Source organism: Streptomyces sp. DH37, from assembly GCF_029813835.1.
Lineage (GTDB): Bacteria > Actinomycetota > Actinomycetes > Streptomycetales > Streptomycetaceae > Streptomyces.
In genome coordinates this window covers 46,255-70,855 of the sequence record NZ_JARVKV010000019.1, presented here as the reverse complement: position 1 = coordinate 70,855, position 24,601 = coordinate 46,255, and the positions used below count along the sequence as shown (strand labels likewise).

Sequence of the window (24,601 nt, the reverse complement as noted above, 5' to 3'; positions counted from 1 at the left end):
CCCGGCCAGCGCCCGGTCAACGGAGAACCGGGACGGCGGCCCGGGAGCCGCCCGGGAAACGAGGAGCGGAGGCCGGCCGTGACGATGTCCCCCGCCCCTCGCGCGGACACCCCCACCGAAACCCCCACCGACACGCCTGCCGACACGCCTTTCGACGTGGTCTGCCTGGGGGAGACCATGGCCGCCTTCCGGCCCGCCGGGCCCGGACGACTCGCCGACTCCCCGGTCTTCGTGCGCGGCGTCGGCGGCGCCGAGTCCAACACCGCCTGCCTGCTCGCCCGCGCCGGGCACCGCGTCCGCTGGATCGGGCGCGTGGGGACGGACGGCTTCGGGGACCACGTCCTGGCCGAGATCGCCGCCCGCGGCGTGGACGTCTCCGCCGTGCAGCGCGACCCCGACCGCCCCACCGGCGTCTACTTCCGCACCGGCGGCGAGCGCTCCACCACCAGCGAGCGCCCCGCCGACCGGGACCTGGCCGAGGTGCTCTACCACCGCGCCGGATCGGCCGCTTCCGCCATGTCCCCGGACACCGTCGACCGCGCCGCCGCCGACTCCGGCCGGATCCTCCACCTCAGCGGCATCACCCCGGCCCTCTCCGCCGGCTGCCGCGCCCTGGTCCACGAGCTGACCGGCCCCCGGCCCGGACGCCCGCTGCTGTCCTTCGACGTCAACTACCGGGTGGGCCTGTGGAGGCGGCAGGACCCGGCCGTCCTGCTCGACCTCGCCCGCCGCTGCGACCTGGTCTTCGTCGGAGCGGACGAGGCGCGGGCGGCCTGGGGCGCGCCGGACCCCGCCGCCCTACGGGAGCTGCTGCCCGAGCCGTCCGTGCTCGTGGTCAAGGACGGCGGCCGGGGCGCGACGGCCCACACCGCCGAGGGGGACTGCCAAGTGCCCGCCCCGTCGGTGGAGGTCGCCGACCCCGTAGGCGCCGGGGACGCCTTCGCCGCCGGCTTCCTCTCGGCCACCCTGCGGGGGCTGCCCCCGCGCGCCCGGCTGCGGCACGGCCACCTGGCGGCCGCCGCCGCGCTCACCGCCCCCGGCGACCTCGCCGAGCCGCCCGCCCGGCCGCTGGCCGACCGGCTGGCCGCGCTCGACGACGGGGCCTGGGGCAGACTGCGGCTCGTCCCCGGCTGGACCACAGGGAAGGCGTGAGAGATGAGCCAGACCGTCGACCGGGCGCTGAGCATCCTGCCGCTGCTCGCGCGGGGGCCGGCCAACCTCGAACAGGTCGCCAAGCACCTGGACGTGCACAAGTCCACCGCCCTGCGGCTGCTGCGCACCCTGCACGAGCACGGCATGGTCCACCGCCAGGGCGACCAGCGCTACCGTCTGGGGGCGCGGCTGATCGCGCTCGCCCAGGAGGCCGTGGAGAACATCGACGTGCGCGCGGTCGCCCACCCGTACCTGGCCGAGCTGGGCGCGGCGTGCGGGCACACCGTCCACCTGGCCGTACGGCAGGAGGACGAGGTCCTGTACATCGACAAGGTCGAGAGCCGCTACCCGGTGCGGATGTACTCGCGCATCGGCAGGCCGGTGGCGATCACCGTCGCCGCGGTCGCCAAGGTCATCCTCGCCGACCTGCCCGAGGCGGAGCGGCGCGCGCTCGCCGAGCGCCTGGACTACCCGCGCCACACGCCCCGTTCGACCCCCGGCCCGGCCGCCTTCCTGGAGGAGCTGGCCCGGGTGCGGGAGCGGGGCTGGGCCACCGACCTCGGCGGCCACGAGGAGACGATCAACTGCGTCGCCGCCCCCGTGCGCGGCGCGGACGGCCGGGTCGTCGCCGCGCTGTCGGTCTCCGCGCCCGCCGTCGTCGTCGGCGCCGACGAACTCCTGCGCCTGCTGCCGCTGGTGCGCCGCACGGCCGACGCCGTCAGCGCCGAGTACTCCGGAAGGCCGCCGGCCTCCTGAACCCCCGCAGAGACCCCGCCCCACCCGGAAGGACCACCATGAGCGACGCCCCCGTCGAGCCCCCCGTCAAGGCCGCCGTCGAGCCCCCCGTCAAGGCCGCCACCAAGACCGCCGTCACCCCGCCGACCCACACCACCCCGCCCGCGCGGTTCTCGCACGGGGTGCGCAAGGGGAACATCCTCCAGGTGGCCGGACAGGTCGGCTTCCTGCCCGCCGTCCCCGGGCAGCCGCCCGCCCCGGCGGGGCCGACCCTGCGCGAGCAGACCCTCCAGACCCTCGCCAACGTCGAGGCGGTCCTGACGGAGGGCGGCGCGAGCTGGGAGGACGTGGTGATGGTCCGCGTCTACCTCACCGACACCGGCCACTTCGCCGAGTTCAACGAGATCTACGACGAGTACCTCACCGGCACGGCGGGCCTGACGGGGCCCCCGGCGGCGCGGACGACCGTCTACGTCGGCCTGCCCGCCGGGCTGCTGGTCGAGATCGACGCCCTGGCCGTCCTGGACTGACGTTCCCCCGGACCGGCGTCCGCCGACCTCCCACCGGTGCGCCGCGGGCCCGCGCGAGGGGCACACCGGTGCGCCCCCTTGTGCCGGCCGGCGGCGCGCTGTTGTATGCGCCACGCCGGTCACCGGGGACGAGAGCGGAGGTCGCACATGACCAGTACGGGCGAGACGGACGGGACGGGCGGGACGGGCAGGACGGAGGGACGGGAGGCCGGGGCGGACGCCGCCGCGGCGGCCCCGCCCGAACGGAAGGCGAGCTGGCGGCTGGTCGGCCCCGGCATCGTGGTGGCGGCCACCGGCGTCGGCGCCGGAGACCTGGTGGCCACCCTCATCGCCGGGAGCAGGTTCGGCTACACCCTGCTGTGGGCGGCCGTCGTCGGCTGCCTGGTGAAGATCGCGCTGGCCGAGGCGACCGGGCGCTGGCACCTGTCCACCGGCCGGACCATCTTCGACGGCTGGCGCAGCCTGGGCGCGTGGACCACCGTCTACTTCGCGGTCTACGTCACGGTGTGGGGCTTCGTCTACGGCGCCGCCGCCATGTCCTCCAGCGCGCTGCCGCTGGTCGCGCTCTTCCCCGGCACCCTCGGGCTCAGGACGTGGGCCATCCTGTGCGGGCTGGCCGGTCTGGCGTTCGTCTGGTTCAACCGCTACGCGATCGTCGAGAAGATCATGATGGCCTTCGTCGGCCTGATGTTCGCGGTCGTCGTCTACGTGGCGGTCCGCGTCACGCCGAACCTCGGCGACACCGTCGCCGGGCTGCTGCCCGTGCTGCCGTCGGGGTCGCTGTTCTACACGCTCGGCCTGGTCGGCGGCGTCGGCGGGACGATCACCATGGCCGCGTACGGCTACTGGGTCAACGCCAAGGGCTGGACCGACAGCGGCTGGATGCGGATGATGCGGCTGGACAACCGGGTCGCCTACCTCACCACCGGCGTCTTCGTCGTGGCGATGCTGATCGTCGGCGCCGAGCTGCTGCACGCCGCCGGCACCGCCATCGGCTCCGGCGACCAGGGGCTGCTGGACCTGAGCGGGATCCTGGAGGACCGCTTCGGCGCCGTCACCGCCAAGCTCTTCCTGGTGGGCTTCTTCGCCGCCTCCTTCTCCTCGATCGTGGGCGTCTGGCACGGCGTCAGCCTGCTGTTCGCCGACTTCGTGGAGCGTACGCGCGCGGCGCGGGCGCAGGGCACCGGCGGCGAGCCCCCCGTCCTGGAGGTCGCGCGCGGGCAGCGCGAGCGGTCCTGGCCGTTCCGCGGGTACCTGCTGTGGCTGACGTTCCCGCCGATGGGCCTGCTGTGGCTGGACAAGCCCTTCGGGCTGGTCATCGCCTACGGCGTGCTGGGCGCCTTCTTCATGCCCTTCCTCGCCGGGACCCTGCTGTGGCTGCTCAACACCGACCGCACTCCGCGCCAGTGGCGCAACGGCCCGCTCAGCAACACCTCGCTGGCGGTGGCGGGGCTGATCTTCGTGGCGCTGTGCGTCAACGAGCTGCGCGAGCTGCCCTGGTAGCGGGTGCGGGAGCCGGTCCGCCGCACGGCACGCCGGAGGGCCCGGCCCGCCACACGGCGGACCGGGCCCTCGTCACCGCGGCGGTGCCGCCGTCGCGGTTACGGCAGCGCGTGGACGTGCGGGCCGACCGCGTTCGACCACCGGTTGCCGTTGGCGGCGTCCCAGTTGGTGGACCAGGTCATCGCGCCCCGGATGCCCGGGTAGGTCCGCGCGGGCTTGAACGAGCCGCAGTTCGTCCCCCTGGCCAGGCAGTCCAGCGCGGCGTTCACCACGGACGGGTCGACGTAGCCGGAGCCCGCGCCGCGGGTGGAGGCGGGGGTGCCCAGGCCCACCTGGGACGGGTCCAGACCGCCTTCGAGCTGGATGCAGGCGAGCGCGGTGAGGAAGTCCACCGAGCCCTGCGAGTACACCTTCCCGTCGCAGCCCAGCATCGAACCGCTGTTGTAGTACTGCATGTTGACGACCGTGAGGATGTCCTTCACGTTCAGCGCCAGCTTGAAGTACTCCGTGGACGTGGACTGCATGTCGATCGTCTGCGGCGCCATCGTGAGCACCATGGAGGGCCCGGCCTTCGCCGACAGCGAGCGCAGCGCCTGCGTCAGGTAGGTGGAGTTGATGCCGTGCTCGAGGTCGATGTCCACGCCGTCGAACCCGTACTCCCGCATCAGGCGGTGGGCGCTGTCCGCGAAGCGCGTGGCCGAGGCGGAGTCGTTGACGATGACGTTGCCCTTCTCACCGCCCACCGAGATGATCACCTTCTTGCCGGCGGCCTGCTTGGCGGCGATGTCGTTCTTGAACTCCTGGACGGAGGAGTAGCCCAGGGCCGGGTCGAGGTTGAAGGTGATCTCGCCCGTGTTGGCCGTGGAGTCGGCGAAGGAGACGGCGATGATGTCGTACTGGTCCTGCACCTCGCGCAGCTTCTGCACCCGCGCGCCGTTGTCGAAGTTCTGCCAGTAGCCCGTCACGGCGTGCTTCGGGACGCCGGTGCCGGGGTTGCCGCCGCTGTCGCGGCCGGTGGTGGCGGTGACGGGGGCGGACTTCGCGGACTCGCCGGCGCCGTTGACGGCGCTGACGCGGAACTCGTAGGAGGTGGAGGCCGTCAGTCCCGTGACGGTGGCCGAGGTGCCCTGGACCGACAGCGCCTTCTGCCCGTTGCGGTAGACGTGGTAGCCGGTGGCGCCCGTCACGGCGTTCCAGTTGAGGGTGACGGAGGTGGCGGTGGTGGCGGCGACGGCGAGTCCGCCGGGTGCGGCCGGGGCCTCGGGCTCGGGGTCGGGTTCGCCCGGGTCGCCGGGGCCGGTGAGGAGGACGTCGTCGACGTGGTAGGCGCTCTGGCCGTACCAGCCGTGGGTGTGGACGGTGACCGAGGTGGTGGTGGGGCCGGTGGTGAAGGAGGTCCGCAGCTGCTGCCAGCCCGAGGTGCCCGGGGTCCAGGTGGAGACGTCGGTGGTGCCGGTCCCGCTCGCGCCGAGGTAGACGTAGGAGCCCTGTACCCAGGCGCTGAGCTGGTAGGCCGAGTTCGGTCTCACGGTCACGGTCTGGGAGCACTTGGCGTGGTCGCTGCCGGCGGGGGTCGCCTTCAGTGCCGCGGCGCCGCCGTGCACCGGGGAGGAGACGACCGTGCCGCTGCCCGCCGAGCAGGTCCAGCCGCCCAGCCCGGACTCGAACCCGGCGTTCCTCACCAGGTTCGGCTCCGCGGCCCCGGCGGTGCCGGTCAGACCGCCGAACGCCACCGCGCCGGCCGCGACGGCGGCCGCGCCGAGCGCCGCGACGAACCGGCCGCGGCGGCCGGTGCCGCGGCGCGTGCCGGGTGCCGCGTCTCTCCCGCCTCTGCTGTCTTCTCGCGTCCTGCGTTCCACTACTGCCTCCGTGCGTTGGGGGGTGAGCGCGCGTGGGGAGACGGTGGCCACCGTGCTGAGCCGGAAGAATGGTTCAGACCAATGGGGATGTCAAGGGGTGCGGAGGTTTCCGTGACGCCGTGACGGATCCGCGGGGCGCCCGGCGCGGGCGGTCCGGACGGCGGGCGGGTCCGGAGGGGCGCGCCGGAATCCCGTCCCTTTCCGAATTCGGCCGGCCCTTCGCGGACGGCGTCCCGCCGCCCGTTTGATTTCATCTCCCGACTTCCTTGCGGAACAGGGCGGTCCGGTTATCGGCCGCGCCGGAGGCCGGTGGAAAGCCGCTCACCGCCGCCTCGGCCAAAGGTTGCGAAACGATCAAAACGTCCGGTGTTCTGTCGTCAATCGTCCCTGTTCGTGCGGGTGTTGCCGCCGATTCTGTAACCAACGCCTTCCGGTAAGTGTTCTCTGCCGCTTAAGGCACGGATAAGCTGCTGAGTCGGCAGAACCACAGGACCCCACAGGGCAGAGCAGTACCGCAGAACAGTTCTTGGACAGGGGAACCCCCACGTGCCCACCGCGATAGCCGTCACCAGCGCCGACCTGGTGCTGCCTCCGCCCGACGCGCACACGCCGACGGCGCACGTGCTGACACCGCCCGACCGGCAGCCCCTGGACGAGGCGGTCCGCGAGACGCACCTCCTCCTCGAGCAGCACGGCTACGTCGTCGCCCTCTACCCCTCGTCCGTCCCCGCCGCCTTCGTCCGGCGGCTGCACACCGTCCGCTCCGTCCTGGAGAGCGACCGCATCGCCCTGCTCGGCGTCGACCTGCCCCCGCTGGGGACGGCCGTACTGGCCCGCCAGCTCCGCCAGTTGTCCGTCTGCGACTTCAGCCCCGGCGTCCTGGGCGCGGCCGTCCGCCTGCTGACGCACTACGTCTACGCGGGCGCCCTGCTGAACTCCGTCGCCCGGCTCGACCGCGTGCCGGTCAGCCTCACCGCGCACGCCAGGTCGTGGATGCCCGGCTCGCAGTTCGCCGTGCTCGCCGGCCCCACGCCCCAGCTGGTCAGGACCGGCGGCGAGGAGACGCTCACCGGGCCGGAGTTCGGCACGCAGCTCACCTTCGCCCCCGGCCAGCTCGCCCCCGACTGGGTGACCGGCACCCTCGCGCCGCACTGGCGGGTGCGGGACGTGCGGGAGGCGCCCCTGCCGGCGGAGTCGCCGCGCTGGTGGGGGACGGGCCGGCTGGTCGAGTTCGCCGCGGCCATCCCGGACATCTCCATCCTGTACCAGCTCGTCAGCTCGGTGCGGCGCGAGGAGTGCCACTGGTGCGGGCTGGAACTGATCGGCGACCGCTGCGCGTTCTGCTCCGCTCCCGTACCGCCGCACGAGGACCGCGGGGCCCTCCCGGCCGGCGCCGCCCGTACGGCCCCCGCGATCGGCAGGGCGCGCTGAGGTGAACCGCCGCAGTCAGGGGGAGCCCGCGCGCTCCGCGCACCCCGCCCGCTCCGCACGCCCCGCCCACCGCCGACGTCCCCGAACGAGGTAGCCGCAACCATGAACTCACGCCAGCGCCGCGGCGTCATCCTGCTGCTCCTGTCCGTCCTGTGCGCCCTGGGCGCCTTCGCGGGAGTGCTGTCGGTGATCAGCGACGTGGAGTCGAAGGTCGGTCCCGAGGTCACCGCGTACCGGCTGGCGAAGGACGTGCCGGCCTACCGGGCGCTGGAGGCGGGCGCGGTGGAGAAGGTCTCGATGCCGGAGCGCTGGCTGCCCGAGACCGCGATCACCGACCTCCGCGACCTGGAGGGGAAGATCGCCGTCACCCCCCTGAAGGCGGGGTCGCTGCTCCAGTCCGACATGGTGGGCGACCAGCCCGAACTGCGGAAGGGCGAACAGGAGATCGCCATCATGATCGACGCGGCGACCGGCGTCGCGGGCAAGATCCGGTCCGGCTCGCGGGTCAACATCTACGCGACCTTCCGCGACAAGAACGAGAACGAGGTCTCCAAGGTGATCGTCGACAACGCCCGCGTCATCGACGTCGGCACGCTCACCCCCATCTCCCGCGACGGCGAGCGCGGCGACCGTGACGCCGAGGCGGTGCCGATCACCTTCGCGCTGAGCACCCTCGACGCCCAGCGGGTGGCCTTCGCCGAGTCCTTCGCCGTCAACGTCCGCCTCGCCCTGGTGGCGCCGGGCGACGACACCGCCATCCCCGAGAACCAGCGCACTTACACCCTCGTCGGGGACAAGTGAGGTCACCGGTGGTCACGCGCATCCTCCCGGCCGTCGGCGACGCCGAGGCCGCCCGGTCCGTCACGGCCCTGCTGAGCCGGCTCCCCGACAGCGAGGCCGCACAGCCGGTCGGCGACTCCACCTCGCTGCTGGACACCCTCGCGGCGATCGCGGCCGAGTCGGTGGCCGCCCTGCCCGAGGTCGTCCTCGTCCACGAGCGCGTCGGGCCGCTGCCCGCGCTGGAGCTCATCCGGGAGGTCGCGCTGCGCTTCCCGGCGGTCGGGGTGGTCCTGGTGACGGCGGACACCACCCCCGTGCTGTACTCGGCGGCGATGGACGCCGGCGCGCGCGGCGTGGTCGGACTGCCCCTGTCGTACGACGAGCTGGCCGCCCGGGTGGGCGCCGCGGCGCAGTGGTCGGCGGGGGTGCGGCGGCACCTGGGCACCGGGCCGGAGGCCGCGGCGGGCCCCGGCGGCACCGTCGTCACCGTCACCGGCGCCAAGGGCGGGGTGGGCACCACGCTGCTCGCCGTCCAGCTGGCGCTCGCCGCGTGCGCCTCGGGCCGCGCCACCGCGCTGGTCGACATGGACCTCCAGGCGGGCGACGTCGCCTCCTACCTCGACGTCCAGTTCCGCCGCTCGATCGCCGACCTCGCGGGCATCGCCGACCTCTCCCCGCGCGTCCTGCGGGACGCCGTCTTCGCCCATCCCACCGGGCTGTCGCTGCTGCTCGCCCCGGCCGAGGGCGAACGCGGCGAGGAGGTCGACGACCGCGCCGCCCGGCAGATCACCGGCGCGCTGCGCTCCCGCTACGAGGTCGTGGTCGTCGACTGCGGCACGCAGATGAACGGCGCCAACGCCGCCGCCGTGGAGATGGCGGACACCGCCGTCCTGGTCACCACCCCGGACGTCGTCGCCGTCCGCGCGGCCAAGCGCATGATCCGGCTGTGGGACCGGCTCCAGATCCGCAAGGCGGAGGAGACGGTGACGGTCGTCAACCGGTACAGCCGCGGCGCGGAGATCCACCCGCAGCTCATCGCCCAGATCGTCCGCACCCGGGTGGCGCGCGGCACGGTCCCGGCGAACTTCAAGGAGCTCCAGGCGGCCGTGGACTCCGGCCGGATGCAGGACCTCGACAGCCGCAGCACCGTCAAGCAGGCGATGTGGGGACTGGCCGGGGAACTGGGACTGGTCGCGGGCGACGGGACGGCCCCGGCGGGCAGGGGCAGGAGCAAGGGCGGCCAGCACGGCGACCGCGGCCCGGCCGGCTTCCGCCGCCGCCGGGGAGGCGCCGACGGGCGCCCGTAGGGGCGGCGAGGCATCGGCCGGACCGCGGGGACGGGACCGGGAAGGGGTGAGCGATGGGTGGCGCACGGGCACGGGACGGCGGAGGACGCCGCGACCGCGACCGGGGGCAGGTGACCGTCGAGTTCGTGGGCACACTGCCGCTGATCCTGGCCGTCCTGGCGCTGATGTGGCAGTTCGTCCTGATCGGCTACACCTTCACCCTGGCCGGCAACGCCGCCGACGAGGGCGCCCGCGCGGCGGCCGTGGACGGGGACTGGGCGGGCGCGGCCCGGGAGGACCTGCCGGGCGCGTGGCGGGGCGCGGCGGAGGTCGGCCGCGGCTCACCGGGGCCCGGCATGGTCGAGGTCACGGTCGGGCTGAGGGTGCCGGTGCTCTTCCCCGGCGGCGCGAACCTGCCCATGACGATCACGGGGAAGGCCGGAGCGGTGAGGGAGGGACGGGAATGAGCCACGACCGCGCCCGGCTCCGCCGGCTCCGCTCCGACCGGGGCCAGGTCGCCCTGGAGTTCGTCGGCTTCCTCCCGCTGCTGCTGCTGGTCGGCCTCGCCGCGATCCAGCTCGGCCTCGTGGCGTACGCCGCCCAGCAGGCCGGCACGGGAGCCCGCGCCGCCGCCCGCGCCGAGTCCGTCGAGGACGGGGAGGTCGGCGGCGAGCGGGCCGGGCGCGCGGCCGTCAGCGACTGGCTCGACGCCGGCTTCGCGGTGCGGGTGTCGGAGGAGGAGGTGACCGCCACCGCCACCGTGGACGTCCCCTCGGTCGTCCCCGGCTTCGACTTCGGCCCGGTGAGGAGGACGTCCACCATGCCGCGCGGCTGACGCGGCCGGCACCCGTACCGCACGGCACCCCGTACCACCCCGCACGACCAGGAGGAGTTGGCACATGAGTCTGAGGGCGCGCATCAACGCTCCCGAGACGGCCGGCGACCGGCAGGAGGAGAGCCACCTCGTCGCGGTCTACCGCGCCAAGCTGCTGGAGGAGATCGACCTCGCGGAGATGTCGGCGCTCGCCGCGGCCGAGCGCCGCGCCCGCCTGGAGCGGGTGCTGGGCCACATCATCAGCCGCGAGGGCCCGGTGCTGTCCACGCAGGAGCGCGCCCTGCTCATCCGCCGCGTCGTGGACGAGGCCCTGGGCCTGGGCATCCTGGAACCGCTGCTGGAGGACGCCTCCATCACCGAGATCATGGTCAACGGCCCCGACCAGGTCTTCGTCGAGCGGGCCGGACGCGTCGAGCGCATCCCGCTGCGCTTCGCCTCCACCGAGCAGCTGATGCAGACCATCGAGCGCATCGTCTCCACCGTCAACCGCCGGGTCGACGAGTCCAACCCCATGGTCGACGCGCGCCTGCCCTCCGGCGAGCGCGTCAACGTCATCATCCCCCCGCTGTCCCTGTCCGGCCCCACCCTCACCATCCGCCGCTTCCCCCGCGCCTACACCCTGCGCGAGATGATCGGCCTGGGATCGCTGGACGAGCAGATGCTCCTGCTGCTGTCCGGCCTGGTCCGCGCCAAGTTCAACGTCGTCGTCTCCGGCTCCACCGGCTCCGGCAAGACGACCCTGCTCAACGCCCTGTCCGGGCTGATCCCCGACGGCGAGCGCATCATCACCATCGAGGACGCCGCCGAGCTCCAGCTCCAGCAGAGCCACGTGATCAGCCTGGAGAGCCGCCCGCCCAACGTCGAGGGCAAGGGCCAGGTCACCATCCGCGACCTGGTGCGCAACTCCCTGCGCATGCGCCCCGACCGCGTCATCGTCGGCGAGGTCCGCGGCGGGGAGACCCTCGACATGCTCCAGGCGATGTCCACCGGCCACGACGGATCGCTCGCCACCGTCCACGCCAACACCGCCGAGGACGCCCTGATGCGGCTGCAGACCCTCGCCTCGATGTCGGAGGTCAAGGTCCCCTTCGAGGCGCTGCGGGACCAGATCAACAGCGCCCTGGACGTCATCGTCCAGCTCGGCCGCTACCCCGACGGGACGCGCCGCGTCAGCGAGATCGCCGTCCTCGACTCCCGCGGACGCGAGGAGTACCGCATCGCGACCGTGTGCCGCTTCGACTCCCTGCCCGTGGGGGCGGACGGCGTGGTGCGCGGCGTCTTCCGCCACCTGCCCCTGCCGCGCCGCGTCGCCGAGCGCCTCCGGCTGAAGGGGGAGACCGTCCCGCCCGCCTTCGGCGTCGCACGGGACGACAGCCAGCTCCTCACCAGAGAAGCCGTCTAGACCTAGGGAAGCCCACCGGACATGGACAATCTCGCGTTGCCGACGATCGGCGCCACACTGCTCTGCGGTGTGCTCGCGGTCGCGGGCGTGCACGCCTACTCCTCCGGGAGGGCGCAGCGCCAGGCACTGATCGACCGGCTCTCGCAGACCGGGCGGTCCGAGGCCGCCGGGCGCCGCCGCAGGTTCGCCGGTGTCGACCGCCGGGTGCGCAGGACCGCGCTCGGCAGGAGGATCGAGCTGAAGCTCGCCGCCACCGGCCTGGACCTGACGCCGGGCGAGTTCCTCGTCTCCATGGCGGCGGTCGTGGCGGGCCTGTGGCTGCTGGCCTCCTCGGTCCTGGCGCCCTTCTTCGGGCCGATCGCCGGGTTCGTCGGCGTCTGGAGCGCCAACGCCTTCCTCACCTGGCAGCGCAACCGGCGCATCGAGGCGTTCATCGGGCAGCTGCCGGAACTGTCCCGGGTGCTGGCCAACGCCACCCGCGCCGGACTCGCCCTCCGCACCGCCCTGGGCATGGCCGCGGAGGAGCTGGAGGCCCCGGCGGGCGACGAACTCGCCAAGGTCGCCGCCCAGCTGGCCGTCGGACACTCCATCGACGACGCCCTGAACGAGCTCGCCGAGCGGCTGCCCTCGCGCGAACTGGTCGTCCTGGTCACGACCCTGGTGCTCTCCAACCGGGCCGGCGGCGCGGTCGTCAGCTCCCTGCAGAACCTCACCCGGACCCTGGAGGAGCGCAAGGAGACCCGGCGCGAGGTCCGCACCCAGCTCTCCCAGGTGAAGATCACGGCCTACACGGTGCCCGCCATCGGCCTGGGCGCCATGCTGCTGATCAACGCCATCGAGCCCGGCGCCCTGGACCGGGTGACCGGAAGCCTCCCCGGGCAGGTCGCGGTGGTCGTCTCGCTGGGGCTGTACGTCCTGGGGTTCATCGCCATCCGCCGCATCTCCAAGATCGACGTCTGAGGGGGGGGAGAAGCCATGGGCCTGCTGCTCGCGCTCCTCCTGGGGCTGGGCGTCTACGGGATCTTCGCCGGCGCGCGCATGTACCGCAGTGAGACCAAGCTCCCCGGCGACCTGGCCGTCGCCCTGGAGGTCGGCGCCACGCGCACCGGCGCCGTCGGATCGGCCGTCGACCGGCTGGGCATGCGCTGGGCGCCGCTGGTGCTGCGCATGATGGGCCCGGCGCGCGTGGACCGCAAGCGCCGCCGGATCAGCATGGCGGGCAACCCGGGCGGCCTCACCATCGACCGGTACGCGGCCCGCCGCGCCGTCTACGGCTTCCTGGGGTTCTTCGGCGCGCTGGTGATGCTGGCCGACGGGCAGCCGGTCGCGGCCGTGCTGCTGGCCGCCTTCGGGATGTTCTGGGCCGAGGTGGGCCTGTGGGTGGCCGTCCGCCAGCGCCGCGAGGACATCGAGCGCACCCTCCCCGACTTCCTGGACGTCCTCGCGGTCGTCGTCAGCGCCGGACTGGGCTTCCGGCAGGCGCTGGAGCGGGTGGCGGAGCGCTACGAGGGGCCCTGGGCGGACGAACTGCGCATCACCCTGCGCCAGATGGACATGGGCGTCAGCCGCCGCCAGGCCTTCGACGAGCTGCGCCGGCGCAACGACTCCGAACAGGTCGCGATGTTCGTCAGCACGCTGCAGCAGGGCGAGGAGCTGGGTGCCCCGATCGTGGACACCCTGATCGCCATCGCGAACGACATGCGGCGCGCCGACGCGCAGAACGCGCGGCGCCGGGCGGCCAGGGCGATCCCCAAGGCCACCATGATCGTCACCACCTTCATGGTGCCCGCCACCATCATCCTGATGGGAGCCGGACTGCTGCTCGGCTCCGGGACCGACTTCGGCTCCATCACGGGGGAGTAGGGGGGCGGGGGATGACCACGACTGCGGGTTCGGGCGCGGGTTCGGGCTCGGGTTCCGCCGCGGCCGCCGGCGTCCGCGCGCCGGACCTCTCCGGGGCGGTGCCCGAGCCCGCCCTCCCGGTCCAGGCGGGCGCGCTGCAGGCGATGTGCCGGCAGGTGTTCCTGTTCCGCCTGGCGATGGTCGCGGTGGCCGCCCCGGTCGCGCTGGGCCGCGCCGCGGACGGCCCGGCCACCTGGCTGGTGGGCGGGGCGGTCCTGGTGACGTTCATGGTGTCGTACGTCCTCCACCGCGACTGGGGGAGGTTCGGCCCCCTGCTGATGCGGCACCCCGCCGTCCTGGCGGCGGACACCCTCCTGGGGGCGCTGCTGCTGATCACCGCCACCCCCGGCTCCACCCTCGGCTACGCCGCCGTCTGCACACCGCTGCTCGCGGGCCTGATGTACGGCCGACGGGGCGCCGGGGTCCTCACCGCCCTCCAGATCGCGGTCCTGGGCGTCGCGTACACGGCGTACCCCGGGAACCGGGCGGCGCTGACCAGCGTGCTGCTCCTGGCGGGCTTCTGCCTCCTGGCCGGCGCGGCCGGGGTGACCCTGCGCAACCTGCTGTTCCGCTTCGGCGAGGCGTCCCGGGAGCTGGCGGAGGCCCGCGCCCGGCTGGCCGCGGGCGAGGCGGTCGAGGAGGAACGGGCCCGGCTGGCCCGCGAGATGCACGACTCGGTGGCCAAGACCCTGCACGGGCTCGCCCTGGCCGCGGACGGGCTGGCCGAATCCGCCGGCCGCCGTGACCCCGGCACCGTGCGCCGCCAGGCCGAACTGGTGGCCCGGGCCGCCCGCCGCGCCGCGGCCGAGTCCCGCGAGCTGCTGTCCGACCTGCGCGGCGGCACCGGGCCGGACGGCGGGATGGGCGGCGGGGTGAACGGCGGGATGGGCGGTGGGTTGGACGGCGGGGTGGACATCGCCGGCGAACTGTCCGCCCGCACCGCCGACTTCGCGCGCCGCTCGGGACTGCGGGCCGTCTTCCGGCCGCTGGGCACGGCACCGGTGCCGCCCGTCCCGCCCGCCACGGCGCGGCACCTGCTGACGATCGCCTCGGAGGCGATGGAGAACGCCCACCGGCACGCGCGTCCCGCCCGCGTGGAGGTGTCGGCCGGGATCGTCGACGGCACGCTGCGGATCAGCGTCCACGACGACGGCCGCGGCCTTCCGCCGGGGACCGACCTGGACGGGCTCAGGAGCGCCGGGCGCTTCGGCCTGGTCGGCATGGTGGAGCGCGCCGCCGAGATCGGCGCGCGTCTGCGCGTCGGCCGGGGGAACGCGGCCACCGGCACCGAGGTGCGCCTGGACCTCCCCCTGGAGGCCCTGCTGCCGGCGGACCCGGCGGCCGTCGTGCGGCGGCACCGGCACGGCGCCGCCTGACCTTCCGTACCGTCCGTTTCCGCCCCACACCGACAGGAGGCCGCACCATGCGGGACGACAGCGCTCCCGGACAGCGCCGGAGACGGCCGCTGCGCGTCGTGGTCGCCGACGACAACCCGGTGGTACGGGCCGGCCTGACCGTCCTGCTCCACGGCCGCGACGGCGTCCGGGTGGTCGCCGAGGCCGCCGACGGCCGCCAGGCCTGCGAGGCCGTACGGCGGCACCGGCCCGACGTGGTGCTCCTGGACGTCCGGATGCCGCGGGCCGACGGCCTCTCGGTCCTGCCGCGCCTGGTCCGCGTCGCGCCCGTGCTGATGCTGACGTACAGCCGGGAGGCGGAGGTCGTACGGGAGGCCCTGCGGCTGGGGGCCACGGGATACCTGGTCCACGGTGAGTTCACATCCGGCCAACTGGCCGCGGCCGTGCGGGACATCGGGGAGGGCCGGTCGTACCTCACCCCCGCGGTCGCGGGCGCGCTCGTGGACTGGGCACACGCACCCGCACACGAGAGGTCGGAGCAAAACTCCCATCCCCGATCAAGTAACCAGTTAACAAAGGGAGTACGGCCGGTCTCGAATACGCCACACTGCCCGCAGACTCCTTCGCAACCGCAATTTGATGTGGCACAGTCAGTATCGGTACCGGTCCCGGGGGCCTCCCGGGCGGAACGGTTCGGGCTGAGCGGCAGGGAGGCGGAGGTGATGGAGCTGATCGCGTCCGGTATGACCAACCACCGCATCGCCGCCGCCTGCTTCATCAGCGAGAAGACGGTGAAGAACCACGTCAACCGCATCTTCGCCAAGCTCCGCGTGACCAGCCGCAGCGAGGCCATCGCGGTCTGGCTGGGCACGGCGTGGAGGGGAACGGTCCGGCCATGACCGAGCGCGGCGGTGGACGGAACACGGGTGAGAGGGACCCGCGGAGGCGGGATTGGGCCCTGGGACCCTGGGACGAGCCGGGTGAACCCGCGTACGTTTCTCGTGTCGCCGATGAGGCCGGCTCCGTGCGGGCCGGTGACGGGGACGGCGTCAGAGGCGCAGAATCGTACGCGTCGGCCGGCGGACGGCCGGCCGGACTCGGAGGGGAACACCGTGAGCGACAAACTGCTGAAGGCCGCCGTCAACGCCCAGGCCCGGGCGCGCGGCTGGCGGAACACCACGGCCGACGCCGTGCGGCGCCGCTCGGACGAGGGGCAGTCGGCGGTGGAGTACATGGGCATCATCGTGGTGGTCGTGGCGATCATCGTCGTGCTCCTCAGCACCAACTTCGGTGCCAAGATCTCGGCGGAGATCAGCGAGCAGATCGAGAAGATCACCTCCAAGTGATCCGAGGTTCCTCCGAGACGGGGCAGGCCGCTCCCGTCTACGTCACGGCGGTGGCGGGCCTGCTCTTCCTCGCGTTCGCGTACTTCGCGGTGGGGATGGCGTCGGCGAGCCGGAACGACGCCCAGGGAGCGGCGGACGCCGCCGCGCTCGCCGCGGCCCAGGACGCCAGGGACGGACTGCGGGAGGACCTCCTGGACCTCTTCGACCCGGACACCTGGGAGGACCTGCTCGGCGGGGACCGGCTGGGCGACACGAGCGGCTCCTGCGGCAAGGCGGCGGAGTTCGCGCGGAAGAACGGCGCGGAGCGGACCTCCTGCCGTCGAGTGCACTTCCCCACCGGCTTCACGGTCGAGGTCAGAAACACCAGGCCGGTCGGGGAGTCGCTGATCCCCGGCACGGAGAACAGGTACGCCGAGGCCACCGCCACCGCCGTCATCGAACCCCGCTGCGGCATCAGGGAAGTCGAGGGGGAACCCGAACAGCCGGAAGACGGCGAGGAAGAAGGCAGCGAAGGGGGAGGCGAAGGGGGCGACGAGGAGAACGAGAAGGACCACGAGTTGGTCTGCGACGGGCTCGACGAGCCCATCGAGATCGACCCCGACCGCCTCGCGGACGTCCTTCCGGAACCCGAGGACCTGTTCTCCGTCCACCTGGCGGACCGGTGAGCGAACGACGAGCAGAGGAAGCGCGATTCATGGGCACACGCGAGATCGGGAAGCTGTTGCGGGGCCTTGCCGCCGCGGCGATGACGGCGACGCTGGCCTTCACCCTGACCGCGTGCGGCGGGGAGGACAAGGCACCGGACGACACCGGCTCCTCCTCACAGCCGTCCGGCGAGGAGAGCCAGGAGGACGCCGGGGAGGACACCCCGGACTCCGGCTCCGAGGACGGCAAGGCCCTGGCGACGATCAGCGGCGCGGACGGAGTGAACATCGTCGTGACCTCGGTGGTCCGGGACCAGGGTGGCTTCGTCACGGTCAAAGGCAGGATCGAGAACACCGGCGATCAGGTTTACACGTTCGACGGCTGGACCCTGGGAGACCAGGATTTCGCGAGCAAGGGCGCTTCGGTCGCCGGCATGACGCTCGTCGACCAGAAGGGGAAGAAGCGCTACTACATCCTTCGTGACACCGACAACAACTGCCTGTGCACGATGTTCCTGAACGGAGTCGGGGCCGGGAAGACCGCCGACTTCTTCGCGCAGTTCCCCGCGCCGCCGGCCGGTACGACCGAGGTCGACCTGCAGGTGCCCACCATGAGCAGCGCGACCATCCGGATCACCGACAAGTGAGGGGTGCGCAGCGATGAACGACAGACCGCGCACCCTCGCGGTGCGGCGCGCCGTGGCGGCGGGCGCCGGCGTCCTGCTGGCCGTGTCCGCCCTGACGGTGACGGCGGCGGGAACCGCGTCCGCCGAGCCCGGCCCCAGCGCACCCCCCGACTTCGCGCCCTCCCCGTCCCCGCCGGTGGAGGTGGACCAGAACGCGCCCGGCCTGATGATGAAGGACGGGGCCACCCTCAAGGAGCCCAAGGTCCTCGACATCCGCTCCATCGTCGAGGAGCAGGGCGGCGCCGAGCGTCGCGAGGACTCCAACTCCCAGACGAAGTTCACGCTCCAGGCGGAGGTGCTCTTCGGCAGGGACAGCGCCCGGCTGAACGGCGAGGCGCACGCCCGCATCGAGGACATCGCCGAGGAGATCGACAAGCAGGGCGCCGCGGAGGTCAACGTCTTCGGCTTCACCGACGACCTGGGCTCCTACGAGCACGGCAGGAAGCTCTCCAAGGAGCGGGCCGACGCCGTCCACCGGCAGCTGATGAAGGAGCTCGCCTCCGACGTCGCCTTCAACATCCGCGGCTACAGCGAGGACTACCCGATCGCGGACAACTCCACGGAGGAGGGCCGCAAGAAGAACCGCCGCGTCGAGGTCTCCTTCCCGCGCGGCGACTGACCCCCCGGCCCCGGCCCTGACCCCCACCGGCCGCCGGCCCGGCGGTCAGGCCCCCGGCACGTCCGGCGCCCCCGGCACGTCCGGTACGACCCGCACCCCCGGCCGCAGCCCCCAGCGCGCCATGGCGCCCGCCTCCGCCTCCAGGACGTGGCGGGCGCGCGGGCGCGGGGCGCCGAGGCGGCCGGGCCGCATCGTCCGTACGGACAGGACGGTCAGACGGCGGTCGAGGTAGGCGACGTCGATCGCGAAGCGCATCCGGAAGGTGTGCACGCCGCCGGCCGGGGTCAGCAGGAGCGCCCCGTCGATCCCGTCGCGCCCCAGCAGACCGCGTACGCGGGCGCGGCGGGACGCGGCGACCTCCAGCGGCACGCCGGTCGCGCCCCCCTCGACGGACAGCGTCCCCGTCCCGTTCCGCCAGCGGCCCATGGCACCCCCTCCACAGCGCCGTTCTACCAGAGGAACCGGGGGAGGAGGGCGCCCTGACGCCGTCCACAGGCCCGTGCCCGCCCGGCCCGCACGCCGTACGCTCACCGCGTGCGCCTCACGCTGATCGCTCTCGCCGCCGTCTACGGCGCCGCCGCCGGGCTGCTCGTACCGCGTGCCGCCTACCGGCTCGCCGTCGGACCCGGGACACCCTGGCGCGCCGAGTGCCCCGGCGGGCACCCGCTGCCGGGGTGGGTCGGGCTCGCCCGCTGCCGGGAGTGCCGGGAGTGCCGAGGGTGCGGGGAGCCCCGGAAGCCCGGAACTCCCGGGACGTACGACGCGTCCGGCACGTACGGGCCGGGCGCCGCGGCGCCGGTCGCGGTCACGGCGGTGGTGTGCGCGCTGGTCGCCGCGGCCGTCGGGGCGCGCCCGGAGCTGGGGGTGTGGCTGCTGCTGGCGCCGTTCGCGGTGCTGCTGGCGGTCGTGGACCGCAGCGTCCGCCGGCTGCCGGACGTCGTCACCCTGCCGCTCGCGGCGGGCAGCGCCGCCCTGCTCGGCGTCGCCGCGCTGCTGCCCGGCGCGGGGGGCAGCTGGCCCCGGGCCCTGCTGGGCGGCGTGGTGCTCGGCGGGGCGTACCTCGTGCTGTTCCTGGTCAATCCGCGCGGCATGGGCTTCGGCGACGTCAAGCTGGCGCTCCCCCTGGGGGTAGTCCTTGGGTGGTACGGCTGGGGAACGCTCCTGGCCGGGGCCTTCGCGGGCTTCGCGCTGGGCGCGGTCTACGGGTTGTCGCTGGTCGCGGTGCGGGGGGCGGGCCGCAAGGAGGCCATGCCGTTCGGGCCGTTCATGGTGGCGGGCGCCCTCGTGGGACTGCTCCTGGGTGGACCGGCCGTGTGAACCGGGCCGCCGGTGCGCCGCCGAGGCCGCCGCAGGGGCTATGGTGGAAACCCCCCCTCGGGCCGGTCCGTATCCCCCCCACGGACCGGCCCGCTTCTCTTCCCCCCCCGCCGCGCCCGCCGCGCCCGCCGCGCCCGCGCCCGCCCCGCCCCCGCCCCGCCGGGGTCCCCGCTCCCGCTAGCTCTCGCTGCTGAGGGCCCAGATGTTCGCGCCGGGCGCCGAGACGGCGTAGGTGTCGATCTCCGCCAGCTCCTCGTCGGTCAGCGCCGGACTCCGCACCGCCGCCACGTTCGCCTCCAGCTGCGCCACGCTGCTCGCGCCGACCAGAGCCGAGGTCATCCGCGGATCCCGCAGCACCCAGCTCAGCGCGAGCTGGGCCAGGGTCTGGCCGCGGCGCCCGGCGATGGCGTTGAGGTTGCGCAGCCGTCCGACCACCTCCTCGGTGAGCAGGGCCGGGTCCAGGGAGGTGCCCCGGGCGGCGCGGGAGCCCTCCGGGACGCCGCCCAGGTACTTGTCGGTGAGCAGCCCCTGGGCCAGCGGGGCGAAGGAGATGCAGCCCATGCCCTCGGCCTCCAGGGCGTCCAGCAGGCGGTCGTCCTCCGTCCAGCGGTTGATCATGGAGTAGGACGGCTGGTGGATCAGCGGCCGCACCCCCATCCCGCGCAGGATCCGCGCCGCCTCGCGGGTGCGCCGCGCGCTGTAGGAGGAGACGCCGACGTACAGCGCCTTGCCCTGGTGGACGGCGGACGCCAGCGCGCCCATCGTCTCCTCCAGCGGCGTCTCGGGGTCGTAGCGGTGCGAGTAGAAGACGTCGACGTGGTCCAGCCCCATCCGCCGCAGCGAGGCGTCCAGGGAGGACAGCAGGTACTTGCGCGAGCCCCACTCGCCGTACGGGCCGGGGTGCATCAGGTAGCCCGCCTTGGTGGAGATCACCAGCTCGTCGCGGTACGGGCGGAAGTCCCGGGCGAGCAGGCGGCCGAAGTTGGCCTCGGCGGCGCCGGGCGGCGGGCCGTAGTTGTTGGCCAGGTCGAAGTGGGTGACGCCCAGGTCGAAGGCGCGGCGCAGGATCGCGCGCTGCGTCTCCAGCGCCCGGTCGTCGCCGAAGTTGTGCCACAGGCCCAGCGAGATCTCCGGGAGGAGCAGCCCGCTGCGGCCGGTGCGGCGGTACCGCATGGTGTCGTAGCGGGACCCGTCGGCGAGGTGGGGGAGTGCGTCGTTCATGGGCTCCTCCCTATCACTGTCTTATCGCCGTTCTGTGACATTCCCGGCTCGTGCGGCCGTACGGACGCGCAGTAAGGTGCTGAGGGCCTGCCCGTCCGGTCTCCGGGACCCGCGGCCCGCTCCGACGCGCGGCCCGAGGGCCCCGGCCGGGGCCCGCGCGGTGCCGCGCGGGTACGGTCGAGCACGAGCTGCGGTCTCCCCCAGGCCCCTTCCCCGGATCCGTCCGGGCGGGAGCGGCCGCGGCGGAGCCGGGGGAGTGCCCCACCGTTCCGCGGCGCCTTCCCGCCCGCGGTGGAGGGGCCCGGGGCGCCGGACGTCGCGGGCTGATCCACGGAGATCGACCGGACAGGGCCCGGCGCTCGGGACCTGCATGGAGGGGCTGAACAAACCGATGATGCAATCTTCCGGGGGACGCACCCGGTATCCCCGGTGGCTGCGCCGGCTGGTCTACAGGCTCTACGCCCACCGGGTGGAGGGGCGTCTCGACCACGAGCAGGTGCCCAAGCACATCGGCGTCATCCTCGACGGCAACCGCCGCTGGGCGCGGGCCTCCGGCGGCACGACCGAGCAGGGCCATCAGGCCGGGGCCGAGAAGATCCGCGAGCTGCTGGGCTGGTGCGCCGAGACGGACGTGGAGGTGGTCACCCTGTGGCTGCTGTCCACGGACAACCTCAGCCGGCCCGCCGGTGAGCTGAAGCCGCTGCTGGGCATCATCGAGGACGCGGTGCGCTCCCTGGCCGCGGACGGCCGCTGGCGCGTGCACCACGTCGGCACGCCGGACCTGCTGCCCGACCACACCCAGCGCGTGCTGAAGGAGGCGGAGGAGAGCACCCGGGGCAACCCGGGGATACTCGTCAACGTCGCCGTCGGCTACGGCGGCCGGCAGGAGATCGTGGACGCGGTGCGCTCCCTGCTCGCCGACCGGGCCGCGCGGGGCGCGACCCTGGAGGAGCTGGCGGAGGGCCTCGCCCTGGAGGACATCGCGGAGCACCTGTACACGCGCGGGCAGCCCGACCCGGACCTGGTGATCCGCACCAGCGGCGAGCAGCGGCTGTCGGGCTTCATGCTCTGGCAGAGCGCCCACTCCGAGTACTACTTCTGCGACGTGTTCTGGCCGGCGTTCCGGAAGGTGGACTTCCTGCGCGCCCTGCGCGACTACGCGGCCCGCCACCGCCGCTACGGGACCTGACGGCCCCCGGCGGCGGGGTCCCTCCCGCGGCCGGGGCCGCGTTCCGCCGGGGTCGTCCGCCGTTCATCGCACCGTAGGCATATGCCATGGCATGGCGGCGGCGCGGACAGGGAATATCCCCTCCAGGCCGGCTCCCGGCAACAGGGAGGCGGCCCCGGGAGGCCCTTTGCACACCACGGACGACCGTGCGGGCAGACGCACGGAAGGCGCGGAGGGCCGGTGCCCGGCCCGTGCACGGGGGCCGGAGCCCGGCCTCATCCCCCGCGACGCCGTCGCACCCCGACCTCTTCCGAGGGGGTAGGTCCATCCGTGGTCACCAGCACCAAGCGCCGAGACGACCGGCGCACCTACGTCATCGACACCAGCGTCCTGCTCGCCGACCCGGCGGCCATGACCCGCTTCGACGAGCACGAGGTCGTGCTTCCGGTGGTCGTGGTCACGGAGTTGGAGGACAAGCGCCACCACCCGGAGCTGGGCTACTTCGCCCGCCAGGCCCTCAGACGGCTGGACGAGTACCGCGTACTGCACGGCCGGCTGGACGCGCCGATCCCGGTCGGCGAACTGGGCGGCACGCTCCGGGTCGAGCTGAACCACTCCGACCCGGCCGTCCTCCCCTCCACCATGCGCGGCGACCACGGCAGACCGATCGACAACGACTCGCGCATCCTCGCGGTGGCCAGGAACCTCCAGGCCGAGGGGCACGACGTCACCGTCGTCTCCAAGGACCTGCCGCTGCGCATCAAGGCGTCGTCCGTCGGGCTCCTGGCCGAGGAGTACCGGGCCGAGCTGGCCGTCACCGAGTCCGGCTGGACGGGGATGACCGAGCTGACCCTGGCGGCCGAGGACGTGGACGAGCTGTTCGCGGCCGAGAGCGTCCACGTGCCCGAGGCCGCCGAGCTGCCCGTGCACACCGGTCTGGTCCTGCAGTCGGAGCGGGGCAGGGCCCTGGGCAGGGTCACGCCCGACGGGCGGATCAGGCTGGTGCGCGGGGACCGCGAGGCGTTCGGCATCCACGGGCGCAGCGCCGAGCAGCGCATCGCGCTGGACCTGCTGCTCGACCCGGAGGTCGGCATCGTCTCGATGGGCGGCCGGGCCGGCACCGGCAAGTCCGCGCTGGCGCTGTGCGCCGGTCTGGAGGCCGTGCTGGAGAAGCGGCAGCACAGCAAGGTGATGGTGTTCCGGCCGCTGTACGCGGTCGGCGGCCAGGACCTGGGCTACCTGCCGGGCACCGCCGACGAGAAGATGAACCCCTGGGCGCAGGCGGTCTTCGACACCCTCTCGGCGGTGACGACGCGTGAGGTGATCGAGGAGGTCGTGGCCCGCGGCATGCTGGAGGTGCTGCCGCTCACGCACATCCGGGGCCGCTCCCTGCACGACGCGTTCGTGATCGTCGACGAGGCCCAGTCGCTGGAGCGCAACGTCCTGCTGACGGTCCTCTCGCGGATCGGGCAGAGCTCGCGGGTCGTCCTCACCCACGACGTCGCTCAGCGCGACAACCTGCGGGTGGGGCGGTACGACGGGGTGGCCGCCGTGGTCGAGCGGCTCAAGGGCCACCCGCTCTTCGCGCACATCACCCTCACCCGGTCCGAGCGGTCGCCGATCGCGGCGCTGGTGACCGAGATGCTGGAGGAGGGCCGGATTTAAACCGGTTGACGAACGGCCCCGCGCGGCGAAACGCAGCAGCGTAGCCGTGCGGGGCCGTTCGCGCGCCCTTTTCCGTCCGATCCGAGCGCCAAGCGTGGTGTGAGCTTTCCCACGCGTCACAGAATTGCATCCGCCGTTCCGTCTCCGGCAGGGTGTGGGTTCTGTCAGGCCCCGCATACGGCACATCCGCACCAGCCGCACCACCCGGTGCGGCCCCCACAAGTCAACAGCAGCGCCGTATGCCGCCCGAAGCACCACGCGGACCCTCCGTTCACGGAGGGGCCCGGCCGGGCCAGCGCCTCCCGTGGCCAGCACGTAGGGAGGCCCGCGCCAGGGGCACGATTGCGCCCGCGAGGTCACCTAAGCGGGCAGTGTGGAAGGAAACCGTGTGACTCGGATCTCGGTCCGGGGGTTCGCCGTGGCGTCCGCCACCGCGGTCACCACCGTCGGCGCCGTCGTCGGTGTGGCCTCGGGCAGCGAGCAGGGAACGACCGAACCGGTCGAGGCCACTGCCGCTGACGCGACGCTCCTCGCCGACATACCCGCAGGCCAGCAGGCCCAGACCGCTTCCCTCACACAGCAGGCGGACAACGCCGTCGCCGCCGCTGACGCCGCGGCGAAGAAGGCCGCCGAGGAGGCCGCCCGCAAGCAGGCGGCCAAGGACGCGCAGGCCAAGAGGGAGGCGGCGGAGAAGGCCGCCGAGGAGGCGAAGAAGCGGGAGGAGCGGGAGGAGGCCGCCAGGCAGGCGGCCGCCAGCCGCTCCGCGGAGCGCACCGACTTCGCGGTGCAGAGCTCCTACACCGTCGCCCAGGTCAAGGCGATGGCCCAGCAGATCGTGGGCGCCGGCCAGTTCCAGTGCTTCTCCAGCATCGTCGAGCGCGAGAGCGGCTGGAACTACAAGGCCCAGAACCCCTCCTCGGGCGCGTACGGCCTCGTCCAGGCCCTGCCCGGCTCCAAGATGGCCTCGGCCGGAGCCGACTGGCAGACCAACCCGGCCACCCAGATCAAGTGGGGCCTGAACTACATGAACGACCGCTACGGCAGCCCCTGCGGCGCCTGGGAGTTCTGGCAGGCCAACCACTGGTACTGAGTCCTCCGCGCTGAGCCGCCGCCTCCCCGGCGGCGTTTCCGGCCCCCCGCCCGCAGGGCGGGGGGTTTGGCACGT

Annotated in this window: 25 protein-coding genes; 22 read left to right on the top strand and 3 right to left on the bottom strand. The window is 73.7% G+C overall.

What is annotated here, in order from left to right:
- The first annotated feature begins 84 nt into the window (after positions 1-84).
- The 4 genes from QC029_RS12720 (at position 85) to QC029_RS12705 (ending at position 3,920) form a co-directional block, all read left to right on the top strand.
- Positions 85-1,152, top strand: coding sequence for a sugar kinase (locus QC029_RS12720; protein WP_279555747.1), 1,068 nt, complete (start codon positions 85-87; stop codon positions 1,150-1,152).
- A gap of 3 nt (positions 1,153-1,155) precedes the next feature.
- Positions 1,156-1,908, top strand: a complete 753-nt coding sequence (locus QC029_RS12715) for an IclR family transcriptional regulator (RefSeq protein ID WP_279555720.1) — start codon at positions 1,156-1,158, stop codon at positions 1,906-1,908.
- Between the two features lie 38 nt (positions 1,909-1,946).
- Positions 1,947-2,417: a RidA family protein gene (locus QC029_RS12710; RefSeq protein WP_279555719.1), complete on the top strand. Its 471-nt coding sequence runs from the start codon at positions 1,947-1,949 to the stop codon at positions 2,415-2,417.
- 147 nt (positions 2,418-2,564) lie between these two features.
- Positions 2,565-3,920 (top strand): Nramp family divalent metal transporter, encoded by a 1,356-nt coding sequence (locus tag QC029_RS12705; RefSeq protein ID WP_279555718.1) that lies wholly within the window; start codon positions 2,565-2,567, stop codon positions 3,918-3,920.
- 98 nt (positions 3,921-4,018) lie between these two features.
- Here the strand turns inward: QC029_RS12705 and QC029_RS12700 are convergent, their stop codons facing one another.
- Complete coding sequence (locus QC029_RS12700; protein WP_279555746.1) at positions 4,019-5,653, bottom strand: chitinase; 1,635 nt, start codon at positions 5,651-5,653, stop codon at positions 4,019-4,021.
- A 672-nt stretch (positions 5,654-6,325) separates the two neighbouring features.
- Here QC029_RS12700 and QC029_RS12695 point away from each other — a divergent pair.
- The 14 genes from QC029_RS12695 (at position 6,326) to QC029_RS12630 (ending at position 18,065) form a co-directional block, all read left to right on the top strand.
- Entirely contained in the window at positions 6,326-7,210 is an 885-nt protein-coding gene (locus QC029_RS12695) for a zinc ribbon domain-containing protein (RefSeq protein ID WP_279555717.1), read from the top strand.
- A gap of 102 nt (positions 7,211-7,312) precedes the next feature.
- Positions 7,313-8,011 carry a Flp pilus assembly protein CpaB gene (cpaB, locus tag QC029_RS12690; protein WP_279555716.1) on the top strand — a complete coding sequence of 233 codons (699 nt, stop codon included), beginning with the start codon at positions 7,313-7,315 and terminating at the stop codon, positions 8,009-8,011.
- Between the two features lie 8 nt (positions 8,012-8,019).
- On the top strand, positions 8,020-9,297 hold the full coding sequence (locus tag QC029_RS12685) for an AAA family ATPase (RefSeq protein WP_279555715.1): 1,278 nt from the start codon (positions 8,020-8,022) through the stop codon (positions 9,295-9,297).
- 53 nt (positions 9,298-9,350) lie between these two features.
- Complete coding sequence (locus tag QC029_RS12680) at positions 9,351-9,743, top strand: TadE/TadG family type IV pilus assembly protein (RefSeq protein WP_279555714.1); 393 nt, start codon at positions 9,351-9,353, stop codon at positions 9,741-9,743.
- On the top strand, positions 9,740-10,111 hold the full coding sequence (locus tag QC029_RS12675) for a TadE/TadG family type IV pilus assembly protein (protein WP_279555713.1): 372 nt from the start codon (positions 9,740-9,742) through the stop codon (positions 10,109-10,111). The genes QC029_RS12680 and QC029_RS12675 overlap by 4 nt, the downstream gene beginning before the upstream one ends.
- A gap of 64 nt (positions 10,112-10,175) precedes the next feature.
- Entirely contained in the window at positions 10,176-11,513 is a 1,338-nt protein-coding gene (locus QC029_RS12670; RefSeq protein ID WP_279555711.1) for a CpaF family protein, read from the top strand.
- A 21-nt stretch (positions 11,514-11,534) separates the two neighbouring features.
- Positions 11,535-12,473: a type II secretion system F family protein gene (locus QC029_RS12665; protein WP_279555709.1), complete on the top strand. Its 939-nt coding sequence runs from the start codon at positions 11,535-11,537 to the stop codon at positions 12,471-12,473.
- A 15-nt stretch (positions 12,474-12,488) separates the two neighbouring features.
- On the top strand, positions 12,489-13,376 hold the full coding sequence (locus QC029_RS12660; RefSeq protein ID WP_279555708.1) for a DUF5936 domain-containing protein: 888 nt from the start codon (positions 12,489-12,491) through the stop codon (positions 13,374-13,376).
- A 143-nt stretch (positions 13,377-13,519) separates the two neighbouring features.
- Positions 13,520-14,791 carry a sensor histidine kinase gene (locus QC029_RS12655; RefSeq protein WP_279555745.1) on the top strand — a complete coding sequence of 424 codons (1,272 nt, stop codon included), beginning with the start codon at positions 13,520-13,522 and terminating at the stop codon, positions 14,789-14,791.
- A gap of 47 nt (positions 14,792-14,838) precedes the next feature.
- On the top strand, positions 14,839-15,669 hold the full coding sequence (locus tag QC029_RS12650) for a response regulator transcription factor (RefSeq protein ID WP_279555707.1): 831 nt from the start codon (positions 14,839-14,841) through the stop codon (positions 15,667-15,669).
- A gap of 213 nt (positions 15,670-15,882) precedes the next feature.
- Entirely contained in the window at positions 15,883-16,116 is a 234-nt protein-coding gene (locus tag QC029_RS12645) for a hypothetical protein (protein WP_279555706.1), read from the top strand.
- The gene (locus tag QC029_RS12640; protein WP_279555705.1) at positions 16,113-16,781 is read left to right on the top strand and encodes a pilus assembly protein TadG-related protein; all 669 of its coding nucleotides are present in this window, start codon (positions 16,113-16,115) and stop codon (positions 16,779-16,781) included. The genes QC029_RS12645 and QC029_RS12640 overlap by 4 nt, the downstream gene beginning before the upstream one ends.
- A gap of 29 nt (positions 16,782-16,810) precedes the next feature.
- Positions 16,811-17,407 (top strand): hypothetical protein, encoded by a 597-nt coding sequence (locus tag QC029_RS12635; protein WP_279555704.1) that lies wholly within the window; start codon positions 16,811-16,813, stop codon positions 17,405-17,407.
- Positions 17,408-17,420: 13 nt separating this feature from the next.
- Entirely contained in the window at positions 17,421-18,065 is a 645-nt protein-coding gene (locus QC029_RS12630) for an OmpA family protein (protein WP_279555703.1), read from the top strand.
- Between the two features lie 45 nt (positions 18,066-18,110).
- Here QC029_RS12630 and QC029_RS12625 read toward each other — a convergent pair whose 3' ends face one another.
- Complete coding sequence (locus tag QC029_RS12625) at positions 18,111-18,491, bottom strand: DUF192 domain-containing protein (protein ID WP_279555702.1); 381 nt, start codon at positions 18,489-18,491, stop codon at positions 18,111-18,113.
- Between the two features lie 108 nt (positions 18,492-18,599).
- Between QC029_RS12625 and QC029_RS12620 the strand changes: the two genes are divergently transcribed.
- Positions 18,600-19,382 carry an A24 family peptidase gene (locus QC029_RS12620; protein ID WP_279555701.1) on the top strand — a complete coding sequence of 261 codons (783 nt, stop codon included), beginning with the start codon at positions 18,600-18,602 and terminating at the stop codon, positions 19,380-19,382.
- Positions 19,383-19,559: 177 nt separating this feature from the next.
- Here QC029_RS12620 and mgrA read toward each other — a convergent pair whose 3' ends face one another.
- A complete protein-coding gene (gene mgrA, locus QC029_RS12615) occupies positions 19,560-20,603 on the bottom strand; it encodes an L-glyceraldehyde 3-phosphate reductase (RefSeq protein WP_279555700.1) in 1,044 nt (347 codons plus the stop codon).
- A gap of 394 nt (positions 20,604-20,997) precedes the next feature.
- Between mgrA and QC029_RS12610 the strand changes: the two genes are divergently transcribed.
- The 3 genes from QC029_RS12610 (at position 20,998) to QC029_RS12600 (ending at position 24,526) form a co-directional block, all read left to right on the top strand.
- On the top strand, positions 20,998-21,792 hold the full coding sequence (locus tag QC029_RS12610; protein ID WP_279555744.1) for an isoprenyl transferase: 795 nt from the start codon (positions 20,998-21,000) through the stop codon (positions 21,790-21,792).
- Between the two features lie 309 nt (positions 21,793-22,101).
- Complete coding sequence (locus QC029_RS12605; RefSeq protein WP_279555699.1) at positions 22,102-23,436, top strand: PhoH family protein; 1,335 nt, start codon at positions 22,102-22,104, stop codon at positions 23,434-23,436.
- 388 nt (positions 23,437-23,824) lie between these two features.
- Positions 23,825-24,526: a transglycosylase SLT domain-containing protein gene (locus QC029_RS12600; protein ID WP_279555698.1), complete on the top strand. Its 702-nt coding sequence runs from the start codon at positions 23,825-23,827 to the stop codon at positions 24,524-24,526.
- The last annotated feature ends 75 nt before the right edge of the window (positions 24,527-24,601 follow it).